At 38.3% G+C, this 19,103-nt stretch carries 18 protein-coding genes and 1 pseudogene; 6 read left to right on the plus strand and 13 right to left on the minus strand.

The window, feature by feature from the left end; translation table 11 throughout:
* Window positions 1-130: 130 nt before the first annotated feature.
* The 3 genes from BTN98_RS16065 to BTN98_RS16075 form a co-directional block, all read right to left on the minus strand.
* On the minus strand, window positions 131-307 hold the full coding sequence (locus BTN98_RS16065) for an ATPase (RefSeq protein ID WP_036791078.1): 177 nt from the start codon (window positions 305-307) through the stop codon (window positions 131-133).
* A 96-nt stretch (window positions 308-403) separates the two neighbouring features.
* Window positions 404-2,107: a phospho-sugar mutase gene (locus BTN98_RS16070; RefSeq protein WP_060998388.1), complete on the minus strand. Its 1,704-nt coding sequence runs from the start codon at window positions 2,105-2,107 to the stop codon at window positions 404-406.
* 330 nt (window positions 2,108-2,437) lie between these two features.
* Window positions 2,438-2,959 (minus strand): DUF2058 domain-containing protein, encoded by a 522-nt coding sequence (locus tag BTN98_RS16075; RefSeq protein WP_060998387.1) that lies wholly within the window; start codon window positions 2,957-2,959, stop codon window positions 2,438-2,440.
* A 391-nt stretch (window positions 2,960-3,350) separates the two neighbouring features.
* On the opposite strand from BTN98_RS16075, the gene BTN98_RS16080 reads away from it, so the two are divergent.
* Window positions 3,351-3,833 carry a YidB family protein gene (locus BTN98_RS16080; protein ID WP_060998386.1) on the plus strand — a complete coding sequence of 161 codons (483 nt, stop codon included), beginning with the start codon at window positions 3,351-3,353 and terminating at the stop codon, window positions 3,831-3,833.
* A gap of 50 nt (window positions 3,834-3,883) precedes the next feature.
* Here BTN98_RS16080 and astB read toward each other — a convergent pair whose 3' ends face one another.
* Entirely contained in the window at window positions 3,884-5,221 is a 1,338-nt protein-coding gene (gene astB / locus BTN98_RS16085; RefSeq protein ID WP_060998385.1) for an N-succinylarginine dihydrolase, read from the minus strand.
* Between the two features lie 329 nt (window positions 5,222-5,550).
* Between astB and BTN98_RS16090 the strand changes: the two genes are divergently transcribed.
* A complete protein-coding gene (locus tag BTN98_RS16090) occupies window positions 5,551-6,240 on the plus strand; it encodes a MaoC family dehydratase (protein ID WP_060998384.1) in 690 nt (229 codons plus the stop codon).
* 840 nt (window positions 6,241-7,080) lie between these two features.
* Window positions 7,081-8,100: a lipoate--protein ligase gene (locus BTN98_RS16095; protein WP_060998383.1), complete on the plus strand. Its 1,020-nt coding sequence runs from the start codon at window positions 7,081-7,083 to the stop codon at window positions 8,098-8,100.
* Between the two features lie 74 nt (window positions 8,101-8,174).
* On the opposite strand, the gene BTN98_RS16100 is transcribed toward BTN98_RS16095, so the two are convergent.
* Both BTN98_RS16100 and BTN98_RS16105 read right to left on the minus strand, forming a co-directional pair.
* On the minus strand, window positions 8,175-9,104 hold the full coding sequence (locus tag BTN98_RS16100) for a cation diffusion facilitator family transporter (RefSeq protein WP_060998382.1): 930 nt from the start codon (window positions 9,102-9,104) through the stop codon (window positions 8,175-8,177).
* 74 nt (window positions 9,105-9,178) lie between these two features.
* On the minus strand, window positions 9,179-9,781 hold the full coding sequence (locus tag BTN98_RS16105; protein ID WP_060998381.1) for a DNA-3-methyladenine glycosylase I: 603 nt from the start codon (window positions 9,779-9,781) through the stop codon (window positions 9,179-9,181).
* 265 nt (window positions 9,782-10,046) lie between these two features.
* Between BTN98_RS16105 and BTN98_RS16110 the strand changes: the two genes are divergently transcribed.
* Window positions 10,047-10,319, plus strand: a complete 273-nt coding sequence (locus tag BTN98_RS16110; RefSeq protein WP_060998380.1) for a hypothetical protein — start codon at window positions 10,047-10,049, stop codon at window positions 10,317-10,319.
* 220 nt (window positions 10,320-10,539) lie between these two features.
* Here the strand turns inward: BTN98_RS16110 and BTN98_RS16115 are convergent, their stop codons facing one another.
* The 4 genes from BTN98_RS16115 to BTN98_RS16130 all read right to left on the minus strand — a co-directional run bounded on the left by BTN98_RS16115 (window position 10,540) and on the right by BTN98_RS16130 (window position 14,547).
* A complete protein-coding gene (locus BTN98_RS16115) occupies window positions 10,540-10,842 on the minus strand; it encodes a hypothetical protein (protein ID WP_065190085.1) in 303 nt (100 codons plus the stop codon).
* A gap of 147 nt (window positions 10,843-10,989) precedes the next feature.
* Window positions 10,990-11,892: a protein translocase subunit SecF gene (gene secF / locus BTN98_RS16120; protein ID WP_060998378.1), complete on the minus strand. Its 903-nt coding sequence runs from the start codon at window positions 11,890-11,892 to the stop codon at window positions 10,990-10,992.
* A 4-nt stretch (window positions 11,893-11,896) separates the two neighbouring features.
* The gene (gene secD / locus BTN98_RS16125) at window positions 11,897-13,711 is read right to left on the minus strand and encodes a protein translocase subunit SecD (RefSeq protein ID WP_060998377.1); all 1,815 of its coding nucleotides are present in this window, start codon (window positions 13,709-13,711) and stop codon (window positions 11,897-11,899) included.
* A gap of 254 nt (window positions 13,712-13,965) precedes the next feature.
* On the minus strand, window positions 13,966-14,547 hold the full coding sequence (locus tag BTN98_RS16130) for a hypothetical protein (protein WP_146107034.1): 582 nt from the start codon (window positions 14,545-14,547) through the stop codon (window positions 13,966-13,968).
* A gap of 245 nt (window positions 14,548-14,792) precedes the next feature.
* On the opposite strand from BTN98_RS16130, the gene BTN98_RS16135 reads away from it, so the two are divergent.
* The gene (locus BTN98_RS16135) at window positions 14,793-15,662 is read left to right on the plus strand and encodes an NAD(P)-dependent oxidoreductase (RefSeq protein ID WP_060998375.1); all 870 of its coding nucleotides are present in this window, start codon (window positions 14,793-14,795) and stop codon (window positions 15,660-15,662) included.
* A 114-nt stretch (window positions 15,663-15,776) separates the two neighbouring features.
* On the opposite strand, the gene BTN98_RS16140 is transcribed toward BTN98_RS16135, so the two are convergent.
* The 3 genes from BTN98_RS16140 to BTN98_RS16150 all read right to left on the minus strand — a co-directional run bounded on the left by BTN98_RS16140 (window position 15,777) and on the right by BTN98_RS16150 (window position 18,524).
* Window positions 15,777-17,042: a NupC/NupG family nucleoside CNT transporter gene (locus tag BTN98_RS16140; RefSeq protein ID WP_060998374.1), complete on the minus strand. Its 1,266-nt coding sequence runs from the start codon at window positions 17,040-17,042 to the stop codon at window positions 15,777-15,779.
* A 489-nt stretch (window positions 17,043-17,531) separates the two neighbouring features.
* Window positions 17,532-17,966: a thioredoxin TrxC gene (gene trxC / locus BTN98_RS16145; protein ID WP_060998373.1), complete on the minus strand. Its 435-nt coding sequence runs from the start codon at window positions 17,964-17,966 to the stop codon at window positions 17,532-17,534.
* 261 nt (window positions 17,967-18,227) lie between these two features.
* Entirely contained in the window at window positions 18,228-18,524 is a 297-nt protein-coding gene (locus tag BTN98_RS16150) for a hypothetical protein (protein WP_060998372.1), read from the minus strand.
* 129 nt (window positions 18,525-18,653) lie between these two features.
* Here BTN98_RS16150 and BTN98_RS16155 point away from each other — a divergent pair.
* Window positions 18,654-19,103 (plus strand): annotated as a pseudogene (locus BTN98_RS16155) (porphobilinogen synthase); the annotation flags it as partial.

Below are 19,103 nucleotides of genomic sequence, written 5' to 3' on the forward strand. Positions count from 1 at the left end.
AGTAAAGATAATTGGGGTTATCAATACTCGTCGTATTTCCTTATTGACTAAGCATAAAAAAGCCTCTTATCTGCTTCAATACACATGAAGAGCAGTAAGAGGCTTTTTATTACACAATGATCACACTACCTTATTCAGGTAAACGCTCACCTGTCATGAATGCGTGTAAAATTTCAGGGGTTAATTCACCTGCTTCTTCTAAACGCTTAAGCTCTGCCACAATTTTCTTTTGATCATCAATTGATGGAATCGGTAATTCTGGCTCTTTTTCATAATCATCAGGTAACGATAAATTAAGATCGTGCATGGTAAACCCTTGGTTATCTAAAATTAATTTCAACTTTCACAATTATACACTGAAAATTGATCAGAGTTCAGCTTTACCACACTGCGATGATTCAAATTACAATGATGCTTGATGCTGAGCAATTAATTGATCCATCGTTGCTTGTGCTCGGCGTTGAGCATGATCAAATGTCTCTTCTTGGCTCATTGGCTCAACTACTTCATAGTAGCACTTTAACTTAGGCTCAGTGCCTGATGGTCGAACAACAACACGAGAACCATCTGCAAGATGATAAATCAACACATCACTGACAGGTAAATCAATCGCTTCAACAGTACCATCGGCAAAAGTACATAGTGATATTTTAAAATCTTCTGTACGAATGATCGCCAATCCTGCAATAACTTGAGGTGGCGTCGCGCGTAATGAGTCACCAATAGGAGCTGCGGTTGGATCGAGAGCAATACTACGTTGAGCGTTAATATATAACCCATACTCACGATAAATCGCTTCAAGTTGATCCCAAACCGTTTGGCCTGTAACTGCAAGTTCGGCAGTTAATTGGGCAAATGCAACTAAAGCTGATAATCCATCTTTATCCCATACGGTATTGCCAATGGTGTAACCTAAAGCTTCTTCATAAGCAAAAAGGAATTGATGATCCGCCGTCTGACGTTCCATTGCGACATTGGTTAACCATTTAAAACCGGTTAATGTTTGGTAATATTGCACACCAAGGGCTATTGCAATTTTGCCTAACAGGGTCGATGACACAATTGTATTGCCGACTAAACTGGTTGATGCTTGAACGTGATTAAGCAAATAATAGCCAAATAATGTACCCACTTGATCACCCGTCAGCATTTTGTACTCACCGTCATCACAACGGGCGGCAACAGCAAAGCGGTCAGCATCAGGATCATTAGCACAGGCTAAAATTGCTCCATGTTGTTTCGCTTCGGCGATCACAAGATCCATTGCACCTGGTTCTTCAGGGTTTGGAAATTTAACTGTTGGAAAAGTACCATCAGGCTTGCGTTGCGCAGCAACACTGTAAACATGGCTAAAACCCGCATCTACTAATAACATTTCAGCCATCTCAGCACCAACACCATGCATAGCGGTGTAAGCAAGACTAATATCTTGTGGGTTATGGTGGTTATTAAGTAATGGGTTACTATTTATTGCTCGACGATATGCTTGATAATAAACATCATCAAGCCACACTAATAATCCCTTAGCTTCGGCTTCAGCTAGATCCATAAGGTGTATTTCAGATTGAGTTGCTTTATCAATTTCCGCTGCAATTCCAGCATCATGAGGTGGAATTATCTGCGCACCATTATTCCAATAAACTTTAAAACCATTATAAGCTGGCGGGTTATGGCTGGCGGTCACAACAACAGCCGCTGCCGTTTGTAAGTGCTTAACCCCAAATGCGACAATCGGTGTTGCAGCAACTTTGGTAGTGAGATAAACCTTTATACCTTGGGCTGCTAATGCGGCTGCCGTATCATGAGCAAATTGACGTGAATCAGGGCGACCATCATAACCAATCACCACCCCTTTATGAGCTGCTGCATTATCTGTACGTAATAAATACTGACCAAGCCCAGTTGCAGTTTCTTGAATAACTAAACGGTTCATTCGGTTAGGACCTGCACCAACGACACCTCGTAAACCAGCAGTACCAAACTCTAAACGTCCATTAAAACGATCAGCTAATTCAGCTGTCGCATTATCCGCGACTAATTGTTGTAATTCTTGACGTGATTTAGGGTCAGGGTCACGTTGTAACCAACGTGTAATTTCATTATTCATCGTTATTATCCTAGTACGTTTATCATCATTACTGCGCGGTGATAATGGATGAGTTCTTATAAAAACGCAGGCACTACCATCATATATTTATGTATCATTGCTATCTTACCGGAAATGCAAATGATAAACAATCTCATTAAGGTATGCTCTATTCCAATGAATTACAACCGTCTTCAAGCAAGATTTAATTCGAAAACGGTTACGTTTGTATAATTATTTTATGGCACTTATTGTTAAATATTCATTTAAACAGTAATACTTAATAATTATCTCGACAAATATTTAGCTATAAAAAAAGCCTCAAAAGAGACTTTTTTAAATTCGCGGTATTTACCACATCAGATCATCAGGAATAACGAAATCTGCATATGGGTCATCTTCATCACTGATACTTTCATCAACCACATTATTAAGCACAATCGACTCTTGATCACGCAATGCGATTTTATCAGCGACGGCGGCTGGAATAATTTCGTAACCATCAAGATAACGTGCGATAGCAAGACGACCATTAACAAGTTGTGCTTGCATTAGCTTATCGACATAAATTTTCTTAACCGTTGTACCATCAGTAAAGTTATAACCAATATCACCACTACTGCGATCTAAGCGGTTCATCTCAATCAGTTGTTTTACCTGCGCTAAAAATGCTTTTTGTTGTGCATCTTCATCTCGCTGACGGTTGAGTGCTTTATCTTTCTCTAACTGAGAGATTCGATTTTCCTCAACAGCAGCTTTTGCTTCTTTCGCTTGAGTACGTGATTTTTTGTTTGTCTTACCTGCTTTTTTTAGCTTTTTCTTATCAATAAGACCCGCTTTTAGCATTTGCTCTTGTAGGCTTAGCTTTGCCATTGAAACTCCATCAATTACTCATGGCGATGAGTAATAATTACATTCATAGATTAATGAAGACTATTATCTCTGTTTGCTCTAAAACAGGTCAAGTATTGCTGCACATAGATATCTTGATTATTACAATCAATACCTCAAGTAAATCACTCCGACCCTTTATAAGCAACAATACTAAAAATAAATTCAATATACATTTTTAGCATTAAAATGTCGGAAAATGCTGATTATTTAATCTATTTTTTATATTATGATTATTAACATACCTATTAATAATCATTGGAAATAAACTCAGCAGGGAATATAACATGGGCTTATTGAGTTTTGTGCATAACATTAGCATCACGATTTTTAGTAACCGCATAAATAACTTATCGAGCAAGGAATTATAATCATGGATATGGTCGAAATAGTTCGTCTTGGGGCACAATTTTTTAATCAATCACGTGCAAATACTCAAGCTGTTGATGAAAACAGTATCTTTACTGCACTCTCTCATTTGTTAGATGGAAACGATCAAGGTCAGAATGTAGATCTGCAAAGTATTATTAAAGCACTCAATCAAGCCGAGCTCTCGAATATTGCTGATTCTTGGCTTAGTAATGACGTCAACGCGCATATTTCAGCAACAAATATTACTACTATCTTTAGTGTCGAAAAACTTACTGCCTTTAGTTCTGAGCTCAACATGCCAGAACAAGACGTTATCTTAGGCTTACAAGATGCATTACCCACAATGATAGACCAAGCCAGTCCTGGTGGAGATATTGATCATAACTTACTGATTCAGCCTGCTGGCGAAATCCACAGTATTGATGACTTAATGGATATCAATAATCTGAAAAGTTTTGCTTCAACCATCTTTGGTAAAAAGTAGCGCTGTTACTATTATAATCCGCAACCGATATACGCTATCGATTATGCGGATTATACCCGTTGAAAATCATACACTGAGCCTAACTTTAAAATATACGTTAGCTCGTCTAATGCAGTATGTGACTCAATTAATAAGGATGGATCGGCTAAATCTGCTTCCACTAACCGATCACGATAATGTAAATCAATCCACTCTTGTAAGCGTTTAAATAACGTCTCAGTTAAAAATACTGCAGGATTGACAGCTTGGCGCTCTTTATCACTCAATACAACTTTGAGACGTAAACACGCAGGCCCGCCACCATTTTGCATACTCTGACTTAAATCAAATAAATCAACCCGATTAATACCAACCTGCGCTTGCAATAACTGCTGTATATACTCCCATATACTCGCATTATATTGACACTCCTGTGGCAAAATTAAACTCACATCACCGTTAGGCAACGTCACTAATTGCGAATTAAATAAATAGCTACTAACAGCATCATCAACACTCACCACATCATTTGGTACTTCTATAATAGAAAAATCTACACCCATTTTGTGTTGTAGTTGTTGATAAATATTCGCTTGATCTAAAAATGCATCTTGATGACAAAACAACATTTGTTGATTACCGACAGCAATAACATCATTGTGAAACACACCGTGATCAACCACTGCTGGGTTTTGTTGTGCCATCACGACCTGTTGTGGCGCTAACTGATGCAAACGTGCAATAGCAGTACTGGCTTCATAAGTTTGCCGCGCAGGATAACGTTGAGGGGCTGATTGGTAACGGTCAAAGCCATAACGTCCAAACACGAACATTTCAACGCCTTGTTCACCGTGTTGATCACAAAAACGCATGTGATTCGCTGATCCCTCATCTCCTAAGTATTCAGATGCTGGTAGCGGTGGATGATGGCAAAAATGATTATCATCATTAAACATCGCCGACAAAATGCTTGATGTTGTTTGATGTTCAATAGAACGATGGAAATGACTGACTAAATTAGCAGGAGTAAAATGAATACGATTATCACTCGTATCTGCGGAAGGTGATACTGTTGCAGCATTAGCCGCCCACATACTTGATGCCGAACAACAGCTGGTTAATAGCTTTGGGGCTTGCTGTGCTGCTTGTTGTAACACACGGCGATCACTACCACTAAAACCAAGTCGACGTAATATTCTTATATCTGGCCGTATTTGAGGAGCAATAACACCTTGTAATAATCCAAGATTAGCCAACGCCTTCATTTTATGAAGGCCTTGTAAGGCTGCATTTTTAGGATTAGAAACATCGTGGCTATGTGTTAGCGACGCAATATTACCCACAGATAAGCCACTATAATTATGCGTAGGCCCAACCAACCCATCAAAATTAGCTTCATATGCAATCATTCCTTCCTCCATGATATGAGCTGTCTTTCTTTATAGTATAGCTGGCAACTCTTTATCGTATTTCAGCACAGGTTAAGATCTGATCGTTTATGATACCTATAAGTAATATTTAGCCTCTTTATTACCATTGGTCTCAATCTTTTATAAAAAAACAGTTAAAAAACGCCATTTAATTATTGCGTAAAGGCATCAACATCCTTTAAAATCAACTCATCCGATGAGTCTTATAAGTATTTTTTATAAAGAATACCAGTTGTACTACTGTAAATAATAGCTACAATGCCCTGCCCCAAACCCAAGTGTGGCATTTCAAACTAAGGTTATGCTCTATGAAAGTAAAAGTAGTCGATTTTATCAAACGTAAGCGTGAAGTGTTATCACATCACCCGTTTGAGTTTAAAGACTGGCTATCACCATCAATCCGTGATTATTGGATTGAATTCCTTAATAAAGCCAACAGCAGTCATTTTGCGACTTGGGTTAAAGATCATAACCTCGTATCGATATCTAATGGTGAAGCGGTTTCTGAGCCTGCTGTTATTGAGATCCACCCAGAAGCAACTAAAGTTATGGATGAGCTTACAGCTTCATTAGGTGAAGAGATTCATGTTGGTGAATGGTTAACTGTTGATCAACTACGCATTAATAATTTTGCCAATGTTACCGAAGATCATCAGTGGATTCATACTGATCCGCAAAAAGCTGCTGTAGAGTCTCCTTTCAAAACAACCATTGCCCATGGTTTTTTAACGTTGTCGCTTCTTTCTGTGTTAACTGACAGTGTTGATCCTGCGAGTCCAAAGTTTCCATCAGCAAAAATGACTGTCAATTATGGTCTTAACCAAGTTAGATTCCCTTATCCAGTTAAGAGTGGTGTTAATATTCGTGCCAGAACAAAAATTCAATCAGTAACACCGATTAAGCGTGGTTTAGAAATCGTGCAAGAAATTACAGTTGAGATCGAAGGCTGTCGTCGTCCAGCGTGTGTGGCTGAATCAGTAATGCGCCTTTATTTCTAAGATATACGTTACCCAAGCTTTCCCTATTCAAAAAAGTCGATTCGTCGACTTTTTGTCTATCTCCACAATCCCAAGCAAAGCAAAGCAAAAAACAACATTCAATTCATAATGTTATTACGCTTACATTTTTTCGTGTCTTTATCATCTAATAGTGTAAACCTAACTTTTCATAAATAATCATTTACCCGATGAAGAAGACTGGTATGGTAGCCGAACATTTTTTTAGCTAGGCATCATTATGAACAAGTGGATCAAATTCATTCCTCTCATTTTATTAATTGGCTATTTCATCACTTATGATGTTTTTAACCAAGTAAGTCAGCCGACACCAACAGAACAAACAACAAACAACCAGTAAAGAATCTATAACTAAAAATAGTTAGATCATACATAGATTAGAGGTAGCATGGTAAGCAATCCATGCTCTTACTGATTACGCCGCTTCAGAGTATTATTCGCTTCATATCCTCATTCTTCGTTTCTACTCCAAAATCAGTTTTACTTCATCCATTAGCATTTACAATAATAAACTCTCACTATTTTTTTACACTACCGCTATCAACCAACAACAAATAGTAACCTTAACTTGCAATTATCGTTATTTTCATATTAAAAATGTGATGCTATTCTTATTTTATCATCTAGAAAACATTAAGATTCTCTAGACAAGCCATAATTGAAGACATGTTACCAAATCACATTTGTTCCAGTTTATAGGATGTGATTTGGCTTTTTTTCATTTATTGCTAGCTAACAATACTCCCGCTCTATATTGACTGCTTTACCTCTACCAAATGACAAGGTAAATTCATCGCATCCACATTTAGTCAGGTATGCATGATGTCTTCAAAAATTAAAGTACTGATTTCAGACTCTACCAATCCATGGTTCAACCTTGCTGTTGAAGATGCAATTTTCCGTACAATGTCGACTCAACAGCGAGTATTATTCTTATGGCGTAATGACAATACTGTTGTTATTGGACGCGCTCAGAATCCATGGAAAGAGTGTAATACACTTAAAATGGAACAAGATGGTATTACACTTGCGCGTCGTCAAAGTGGCGGTGGCGCAGTATTTCATGATCTTGGTAATACCAATTTTACCTTTATGGCAGGTAAACCCGATTATAATAAAACCATCTCTACTGATATTGTACTCACTGCGCTAAAAAAAATAGGCATCGAAGGTAAAGCAACAGGCCGTAATGATTTAGTCGTTGAAGATGTCGAAGGTGAGCGTAAGTTTTCAGGTTCAGCCTACCGTGAAACCATGGATCGTGGTTTTCATCATGGTACATTATTACTGAGTGCCGATTTAACCCAGCTTGCGAATTACCTTAATCCCGATAAAAAGAAATTAGCGGCAAAAGGGATCACTTCAGTACGCTCTCGCGTGACTAACCTCAACCAAATTGTGAATAATATTGATCATGATATGGTCTGCAATGCCATTATTGAGACATTTTGTGATTATTATGGTGAGCATGTTGAAGCTGAACATATTTCACCACAAGCATTACCAGAATTAGCAGGCTTTAATGAAACATTTGCAAAGTTCAGTCGTTGGGATTGGAATTTTGGCAATACTCCTCAGTTTACACACAGCCTAGATGAGCGTTTCATTTGGGGAGGAATTGAGCTACACCTTGATGTAAATAAAGGTAACATTACGGAAGTAAAACTGTTTACTGATAGTTTAGATCCTGCGCCATTAGAATTATTAGAACTACAATTAGTTAACCTGCCTTATAATAGTTCTGCAATCAGTGCAGCAATTGATAACTTAGCCATTGAATACCCTCATTATAATGATATTTTGATGGATATCAGTCATTGGCTACAAAATACGATTAATTAATGTCGTTCTAATAATTTAAAATAATAACAAGACCATATTAATTATCGGTCTTGTTATTCGTTTATCGGAATAAGTTATACCTTGCTGTTATCACAATCATCGCAGCACGGATTAATTATTCGCTCATGACAATTATAAGGTTCAATATGAATAATAATATCGACAACTTCATTTAATTCATTTAATAAATGGGTTTTAAAGTTTTCAGTGATATTATGCGCACGCTCAACACTCATTTCAGGATCGACCAATAAATGGAAGTCTAATAAAATAGTACTCCCTGTGCGGCGACTTCTTATAGCATGCACTTCTTTAATATCTTTATCTTCAGCTGCATATGTTTGAATTTGTTTTTCGATATCAGAATCCGCTTTGGCTTCTGTTAATTCTAAAATTGCAGGCCATAGAATTTCAAACGATGCTTTTAAAATCATTACAGTAACAATCAATGCAGCAATTTGATCTAAATAATGAAAAGAAGGAAAAAAGTAGTTCGCAATAACAGCAATAGCGACAGGCAAAGAACTTAATGCATCTGAGCGGTGATGCCAGGCATTAGCATATAATGCACGACTGTTAATACTTTTAGCCTGAACAGCAGTCCAGCGATAAAGCACTTCTTTTACCACAATTGATATAACAGCAGCGCTGAAAGCTAGCATACCTGGCTGAGAATGTGACTGAGTGCTGATTGAATGTAGTGAATCCCAGCCAATACCAATACCGACAATCGCTAAAATAAAGCCAATAAAGATATTAGTTAAAGTCTCAAAACGACCATGCCCATAAGGATGTTCTTTATCTGCAGGGGCTGTCCAATACCGCGAACCGATTAAAATTGCTGTATCTGTGACCAAATCAGAAAAACTGTGTACACCATCGGCAATAAGGGCCTGACTACCAGTAAGTTTACCTATGGTAATTTTTATAAATGCCAATGCAATATTTGCAATAGACCCAACCCAGGTGACTTTCTGGATTAACTTAACAGCCTTCGTTGACATAACGCCCCATAAAACATAAAAATGAATGCAATATGATAACGAATTTATCCTAATAAATGGGATCTTTTTTACATTTATAACGTATCAATTTTGCCATCTATAACACTATGATAACAATAACAATTAGTCGTATGATCATTGATCATTCCCACCGCCTGCATAAACGCATAACAGGTGATGTTACCAATAAATTTAAACCCATGATGTTTTAGAAATTTGCTCATCGCCAACGATGCCACAGTAGCAACAGGGACATCATCACTTGATGACCAATGATTCTTAAGGGGCTTATTATTAACAAACTGCCACAAGGGTATCGCTAAGTTACCATATTGCATTTGCAGCGCTTTTGCAGCCCGCGCGTTGATAAACACCGAACGCAATTTTCCGCGGTGTCTAACCACGTCATAATTATTAATAATTGTAGTTATGCGTAATTCAATATCGTGGTCACTATAGGCTGCCAGCTTATCAATATTATAGTCTTCAAAAGCATTTCTGTAGTCAGCACGCTTTTTTAAAATTGTATACCAATTAAGCCCTGCTTGAGCGCCTTCCAACGTTAAAAATTCAAACAAATAATTATCATCTTTGTGTGGTTGTCCCCACTCATTATCATGATATTGGCGCTCTAAATTTGAGTGATTAGCCCAATCACAAACACTATTGATAGTCATAAAATCAACCTTAACCTGCGATCCTATAAATTTAAACAATAACTATTATAAAATAACCTTATTTGTCCAATAAGGTTATTTAAGAGTATATTAGCTTAACTTTAAGATATTTTAATGTGAGTTATATTCAAACAGCATTATTACTACAAAAAACTCATCAATATCACATTATTTATATCAACTATAAATATATGGTTTTAGTTTTTTCACTTTGCTGCATAATTATAATGTCTATAGCATAGATGTATTCATTAAGGGATTAAAGATGAAAAATATTGCGGAATTTATCGCAGAAATAGAGAATAATAACTGCAGCTATAATATTTGGGTATATGCACAGCGAGGATGCTATAAACAATTAAATAGTACAGTTGTTACCAAGAGCTATGCATACCTTAAAAAGATAATTGAATCCCATATGCAAATAATTATTGAACTTAATAATGATAAGCCAGAGCATTATTTACTATTATCAGAAATAAATGTTGCTACTAATATTGCATTTAATGATCAAAAAGTAACGGCTATTGCTGCATAAAAATACCTTCAAATAAACAATAACTCTTTTAGATTAGTTTACCTGTAACTAAAAACAGATCATCAGATCTGTTTTTTATACGATAAGACTATCGTTATATCTTATAACAAAAAGTAATTAAAGAATGATATGCTACATATTGAGTATAATACTCACCTGAATTATAAAACAATAACTAATTTATAAATAATAGACGTACATCAAAAAAATATTGAGTATTTTATAATTTATATAACATCTTTTCAGTTCCAGATTCACATGCCGAATAGCCCTGTTGCCACCCGCTCTTAAATCGCGTTGAAATATTGATTAATGTACTGTCTTGGCTGTAGGTATGTTCGGCGACATTAACCTTAGCAAGTGCGGATTCACAGCCTTGATTGTAGCCATAATGGTAAAGGCTATTATACTCAACCTTATTGACGTACTGATCGGGTAAGAAACGAATATCACCATCACCGGTATGGGTACAACCCGCAATTAACAATACCGCACCACAGATAAATATAATTCCTTTTGGCATGCTATCTCCTTTCACCATGCTTTTTTTAACTTCTTTTTAGTCTAGCAATAAATATCGTTCTGTCTTTAAAAAAACTGTATATCTTGAATTCACAGCAAAAAAAACCGCCGACATAACTGTCGACGGTTTTTACTCAATCATTAACGATTAAGGATCTTGTGACTCAGGTTTTGGTAAGTAGTGCTCAGGTTTCAAACCTAAGAATTCAGGAAGTAACGTACCTACTGAAATTGATGACCACGTACCGGTTAACACACCAATAAACATTGCAATAGAGAATCCTTGCAATGATGCGCCACCTAATAACCATAAAGAGCTGATTGTCATTAACGTTGTACCCGATGTCACCATCGTACGTGAGAACGTTGCAATAATCGCTTCGTTGTTAGTTGCTTCAAGGTTTTGTTTCGGTTTCGCAATCAGTAACTCACGAATACGGTCGGCAATAACAATCGAGTCATTCAATGAATAACCTAAGATAGCCAAAATAGCCGCCAATACAGTTAGGTTAAACTCCATTTGCGTCATTGCAAAGAAGCCCACAGCTAGAATCACATCGTGCATTAGTGCAAGTAATGCACCCGCAGCAAGACGCCATTCAAAACGGTAGCTTAGGTAACCTAGAATACAAAGCATAGTAACAAGTAATGCTAAACCACCTTGAGATGCCATTTCAGCACCCACTTGTGGGCCAACAATACTGGTGTTTAGTACTTGTACTTGTGCATGTAGCGGATCTAGCACTTGTGTTATTGCTGGGTAAGTTTCGCCCTTTGCTGGTACAGCATAACGTAGGATCCAACGGCCAGGTTCATCAGCTGCAATCACCACTACGTCTTGCTTAAAGCCCGCATCCATCAGTGGTTCAATTTCACTACTAGTGATTTGGCTGTTCATCTGAATTTCACTAACAACGCCGCCAGTAAAATCAAGACCCCAGTTTAGACCACGAATACAAATGAAACTGATCGAGATAACCATTAGCGCAATTGACACAATACCGGTCATATAACGCAATTTAGTTAAGTTTGTAATAATCCAATTTTTCATTGCGTTAAACCCTTACATCTCGACGAGAATCACGACCCCAAACCAAGTTAATAATGGCGCGGGAAGTAAATATACCAGTAAACATACTGGTTAGAAGACCTAGACCTAACGTCAATGCAAAGCCTTGAATTGGACCATTACCGATAGAGTACAGTACCACTGCGGTGATCATAGTTGTAAAGTTAGCATCGAAGATAGTACCAAATGCGCTACTAAATCCACGATCAATCGCTTGAGCAAAACTACGCCCATCTCGAACCATATCGCGAATACGTTCAAAAATAAGCACGTTGGTATCAACAGCCATACCAACGGTTAATACCAGACCAGCAATACCCGGCAAGGTTAATACCGCACCTGGAATCAATGCCAATAAACCAAATAGCATGATCATGTTAGTCAGCAATGCAATGTTCGCAACCCAACCTAGGCGACGGTACCACAATGCCATAAATAGCAATGTCACACCTAAACCTAGTGCTAAGGCAGCAAAACCATTCTTAATGTTTTCAGCACCCAATGTTGGACCAATGGTACGCTCTTCAACAATTGTTACTGGCGCAGTTAATGAACCTGCACGAAGTAATAATGCTAATTGTTGCGCATCAGCCAATGAGCCAGCACCGGTAATACGGAAACGGCTACCTAACTGAGTTTGAATTGTTGCAACACTGATGATCTTATTTGTTTGTTCAGTCTGACCTTTAGCATTACGCGTATATTCGCTGTAAGACGTTGCCATTGGTTGACCCACGTTATGACGTGAGAACTCAGACATCATGCTACCACCAGCACTATCTAACGTAATATTAACTTCAGGTGTACCCATTTCACCCATGCTCGCTCGCGCATCGATAATATGATCACCGGTTAATACTGGCTTACGGCTTACACGTACCGGACGACCTTCTTTGTCGTCAATGATCATGGTGCTACCTGTACCTTCTTGCTTAACCGCATAGAAAGCAAGGCTTGCAGTTGCACCAATTACATTCTTCGCAGCAGCTGGATCTTGTACACCTGGAAGCTCGATACGAATACGGTTTTCACCTTGACGCTGTACAGATGCTTCGGTAATACCTAACTGTTCAATACGACCACGCATCGTTTGCAAGTTCTGCTGTACCGTTAAGTTACGCAGATTAGTTTGCTCGTCTTCACGCATAGACAAGACTAAGTTATCGCCTTGGCCATCTTTCGCTTGCCACTGTGGGTATTGAGTACGAACGTATTGACGTATTTTGTTATTCGCATCTTCACTTGGTAGACGCACAATAACTTGATTATTATTCGTCATTTCTGAACGTGCTGCACGAATATCTTGCTTACGGAAATCAATACGAAGATCGTCAGTTAGCTGCTGTGCATGCTGCTTATAAACTTCCTTCATATCAACATCAAGCAAGAATTGAACACCACCACGTAAGTCAAGGCCAAGCTTAATCGGCTCAAAACCAAGCCCTAATAGCCATTTGGGTGCTGCAGGTTCTAGTGCTAACGTTAAACGGCCTTCATTATGAACGATGCTGTTTAATGCTTCTTTGGTATTGGTTTGTTCTTTGGTTGAATTAACCACCACAATAGTGCGAGTAGGCTGCTGTTCAATAGTCTTGGCTTCTATGCCATGGTCTTTTAGAACACGTTGAATCTCAAAAGGTGTTGGCATTGCGCCACCTTTCGCACTGATTTGTACTGCCGCATTTTCGCCATACCAGGTTGGAATAGCACTAAGCAACATAATCGAGACTGTCACAATTAGCACAACATATTTCCATGCTGAGTAATGATTCAGAATCTGTTTATTATTCTTTTTTCTCATTATTTTAAGCCATATATCTAGCAACAAGTTCAGCTTGTTGCGACCGATAACACATCAATAATTATTATTCGTTTTTATCTTTAAAAGACAAAACAACACGTTGTTATCATATTCACAGCCGATAACAATTAGCCTTAATAATAGCTTTTGATAGATTTAATACATAAATTAATAGAACGTTTTATGTGTTGGTGAAAGAGACACCACTAAGTAAAGCACACCATGCCATAAATGACATAAATGCTAGTAATGTCTTACGCTGTAACGAACGAATGTCCGTAATGTGAATAGAGTTGATTTGATTCTTTCCAGCCGGATACACGCGATGATGTGGATTTTATAGTTAAGATCCAATCAGTTTGTGGGCTGAGAGGCTCTGCATACCCAATGGTAAGCAGCGGTATCGGCAATAATGGTAATTCAAACGCCAATTCAAATGTTGGCGCTATTTCATCAGCATTATGATGGAAACTATTGAGTGATCGGGTTGAGGTATTAATGATATTTTTTAAATCAATCACTTCTAAACGATGATGTTTACCACTGTGTTGTGGCGATTTGATGTTAGTTGGCGATGGAAAATTCCACACTAACTTAGTGCTATAAACAGAAACTGGTAAGCCATTATTACTAACATAGCGATCTGTTGGGTACTTTTGGGTTGGTTCAGGCTCACTCTGATGCTGCTGTAACGAATCACAATGTCGCGTCGTAATCGTCGCGTTAATGATTGGCGCTTCAATAACAGCAGTATATACAGGATGGGTCTGCGCAGTGTGGTCAATGTTCACCTGTGACGATGCCGAAGCAAATGAACTTGCTCCTAAACATATCACTATAAACATAATCCGCAACACAGCTGATAACATGGTGTTTATCTAAACCAATCCTAAAATAAAAGTGAGTGTTATGATAATTGGCAACACAATTTGTTACAAGCGATTAATCTCGATTAATTAATCCTATTGATAAACCTCACTCATTTACACAAAACACACACAAAGGATGCCCATTTACGTAATAATGTTGTCTGTTATGATGTTACAAAGTGAACATAATAAAAATCAAGGAAGTATTAACTATGACTGCAAATGTTGCTTTTTTAGGTCTTGGAACAATGGGTTACTCGATGGCAGGACACCTTGCTAAAGCAGGCTATCACGTAACGGTTTATAACCGCACCCAAGCCAAAGCAGACGCTTGGATACAAGAATATCAGGGCACGATTGCGCTTACTCCTTGTGACGCAGTAAAAGATGCTGACATTGTATTTACCTGTGTTGGCAATGATGATGACGTTCGTGAAATTTATAAAGGTCAACACGGTATTCTTGTAACAGCGAAACCTGGGGCTATTTTGGTTGACCATACCACTGCCTCTGCCGATGTTGCGCGAGAAATTGCCGATGCTGCGCATACTATCGGTTGCGACTTTTTAGATGCGCCGGTATCAGGCGGTGAAGCTGGCGCAATTAATGGCTGTTTAACTGTCATGGTTGGCGGTAACCAGGCCGTGTTTAACAAAGCTAAACCCGCGATTGCAAAATATGCCAAAGCAACCACACTAATGGGTGAAACAGGCTATGGCCAAATAACTAAGATGGCGAATCAACTTTGTATTGCGGGTGTATTACAAGGGTTATCTGAAGCTGTCACTCTCGCCAAAGCAGCAGGACTTGATATTCACACTATGACCGAAGTATTAAAGCATGGGGCTGCTGGTTCATGGCAATTAGAAAATCGCGCTCAAACCATGGCTGCAGATTCATTTGATTTTGGTTTTGCTATTGATTGGATGCGTAAGGATCTTGCTATCTGTTTTGATGCAGCTGAAAAACTTAATGTTGAATTACCATTGGCAAAACAAGTTGATAGCGAATATGAAAAGCTGCAACAACGGGGCTTTAATCGTGCTGATACCTCAGTATTAATTAAACAGTTTGATAAATAATCATTGCTAAAAAGTCGCCATAAAAAAGCACTACATAAATAACAACAAAGCTGCAGTAAAGAGCTTACTGCGGCTTCATTTTTTATCGTATTATAACTTAATCAGCGCTTATGCTTATAAAGCGACAAAAATACCTGCTAACGTAGCACTCATTAAGTTAGCTAATGTCGCACCAATAACCGCTTTAAAACCAAGTCGAGCCACATCACTACGACGCTCTGGTGCCATCACACCAATTGAACCAATTTGAATCGCGATGGAACCAATATTGGCAAAACCACATAGCGCAAACGTGATAATCACTTGAGTATGTGCTGATAATGTCTGCTTAACCGATGCAAAATCCATAAAAGCGACAAATTCATTGAGGATCAGTTTTTCACCAATAAAGGTACCAGCCGTCATCATTTCATTGGCAGGCACACCAACAACAAACGCTAATGGTGAAAAAATATAGCCCAAAATAAGTTGCATGCTCAGTGGTGTCGTCGCAAACCATTGTGACACAGTATCCATGCCAACCGCAGCTGTTAAACTTGCTAGTCCATGACCTACTTGCTCAAGACCAGCATTTGCCATTGCTATCACACTCACAAATGCAATTAACATTGTACCGATAGCAACAGAGACTTTCATACCGTTCATTGCGCCAGCAGCTAAAGCATCAATCGCATTGCTGTGCTCACTGGTTGCCATTTCAATCTCAACTTGCTCTTCTGGCGTTTCTTGCTCAGGTACTAGAATTTTAGCCATTAGCAAGCCACCAGGCGCTGCCATAAAACTCGCGGCAATCAAAAACTTTAGCTCAACCCCTAATCCTGCATAACCACCAAGCACAGAGCCCGCAACAGATGCCATACCACATGTCATTACTACAAAAAGTTCTGAACGAGTCATTTTAGCTAAGAAAGGACGAATAAGTAGCGGAGATTCACCTTGTGACAGAAAGATATTTCCGGTTGCCACTAATGACTCTGCTCGACTAGTACCTAGTAGCTTTTGAATACCACCACCGAGAACTTTAATTACCCACTGCATAATACCGAAATAGTACAACAACGAAATTAACGCACTGATAAAAATCACCAACGGTAGCACGCGAATAGCAAACACAAAGCCGCTTTTTTCAATATTGGCTAAGTCACCAAAAACAAAATTAATGCCAACATCGGCGAAACTTAATAAACCTGCAACACCATCGCTCATTGCGCCAAGCATTTTCTGCCCAAGCGGAATATACAATACTAAAGCGGCGAAACTGGCTTGTAACACTAATGCACCAATGACTGTACGCCAATTGATCGCTTTACGGTTATCTGATAGTAAAATCGCGCATAAAACCAGTATTGCTATACCGGCCAAACTAATTAACAACTGCATTATTTCGTCCTGCTGTATTCATAAATGGGTGTCGAATAATGAAGGTATTGAATGTATTGCGGCATCGGAAAAACATTTGCTGAAGGTTCAACAAAAGATGGGGATTACGTGAATATACGTAAACAACGAAAAGAGTGTTCGTCCAATGGTACAACATACAAGTCACCTAAATTAACAAGCTATATTAACGCCGGTCCAACTCCGTGGGTCGTTCACATATCCTAGTGACAGCTTGTAATAAGGTGGCTGAACGTAATTGTTCTGGCCGAGGCAAGAGTATATAGAGATATTGATCACATTAAAAATTTAGCATAGTGTTTTTTTACATTTATACATAAATAGTATAAATAAAACGCAAAATAATGCACCTTTCCGATCTTTAGCTAAATTACACATACAAAAAAGCCCAGTTATCTTTATAAATAACTAGACCTCAATCATTAAAATACCACCAGAGAATAGCACTCCCCATCAGCACATCACTGATGGTTATTTTGTTAGGGCACTATTTAACCACTCATCAAAAGCAGTTTTTGGCATTGCACCATTTAGCATGTCGACCATTTTACCACCTTTAAATACCATGATGGTTGGAATGCTACGAATACGGTATTGACCTGCGAGTGCTTGTTGCGCTTCGGTATCAATTTTAACGAAGCGAGCAGCGCCATTACGTTCAGTTGCAACATCAGAAAATACTGGCGCAAAACCTACACATGGGCTACACCACGGGGCCCAAAAATCCACAACAACAGGCTTATCGCCATTAATTAAACTAGCGAAGTTATCAGCAGTACCTTCAATTGGCATGCCATCAAGTAATTTCTCTTTACAAGTACCACATGTTGCTTCGTCATTAATACGATCAAGAGGTAAACGGTTCAATACTTTACAATGTGGGCAACGAGTTGTCATGGTTGTCATAATGAATATCCAGATCTTATTTTAAATTAATTTCTAATAACTTATCCCGTTAACTCTAAAAACGAAAGCAATTTTAACTGATTAATCTGATAGGAAAAATCTATCAGTATTCCTGCACAAACACGCTCATATGATCACTGCCGATATTTACTCTTTTTATTTTTGTTGATCACGCTATCATGACCACAACCAATAAAGCGGATCAAAAAAGCGCCCTTTCTTGATCCAATAAAATAATTCCACTATTCGATGCTTATTACGTTAATGGCTAGTAAGTGCTGCTGTATTCACCTTCTGACAAGACCAACCAAATCCTGTTAGCTTGGTCGCAAACTGTTGCGCTTGGGCTTCGCAATAACCGATCTCATGCTTAGCATGCCATAAAATTTGACTGCCCGTTGACTTAGTATATTTGACCTCACAGGGAACTTTACTATTAGGTTGGCTATATATAACCTCGACAGTACGTTCGCTATGCCCTTTTTTACATACATATTGATCTTGAGCGTATGCCTGAAAAGAGAAAACAGTAACCATTAATAATAATAAAACTTTCATAATAACCTCTGAATAATCACTATCGAATTAAGTGTAGGTGGCTTTTAAACAAGCCACACAACTGCTTGCATCATCAACCCTAACATTTGTATGATGTATACACGATTAACATAATAATAGAATATTCCAATGACCAACCCTATCTCTGTACCAATTAAACGTATCCGTCGTATGCGCCGTAGCGCTAATATGCGTGATCTTGTGCGTGAACATGAATTTAAATTGGCTGATCTTATTCACCCGATCTTCATTGAAGAAAACTTAACTGAAGCGGTGCCTATTAGCACCATGCCGGGCATTTCACGTATTCCTGAAACTATGCTGGCCGATGAAATACATACACTTTATAAATTAGGTGTACGTTATGTAATGCCATTTGGTATTTCGCATACTAAAGATGAAATCGGTAGTGACACATGGAACGATAACGGTTTATTGGCTCGTATGGTGAAAACCATCAAAGCTGCTTGTCCTGACATGATGGTGATACCCGATATTTGTTTTTGTGAATACACGACTCATGGCCATTGCGGTGTCTACCATGATGAGCATGTCTTAAATGATGAAAGTAGCGTTCTC

The sequence above is a fragment of the Photobacterium aquimaris genome, assembly GCF_002954455.1.
GTDB lineage: Bacteria > Pseudomonadota > Gammaproteobacteria > Enterobacterales > Vibrionaceae > Photobacterium > Photobacterium aquimaris.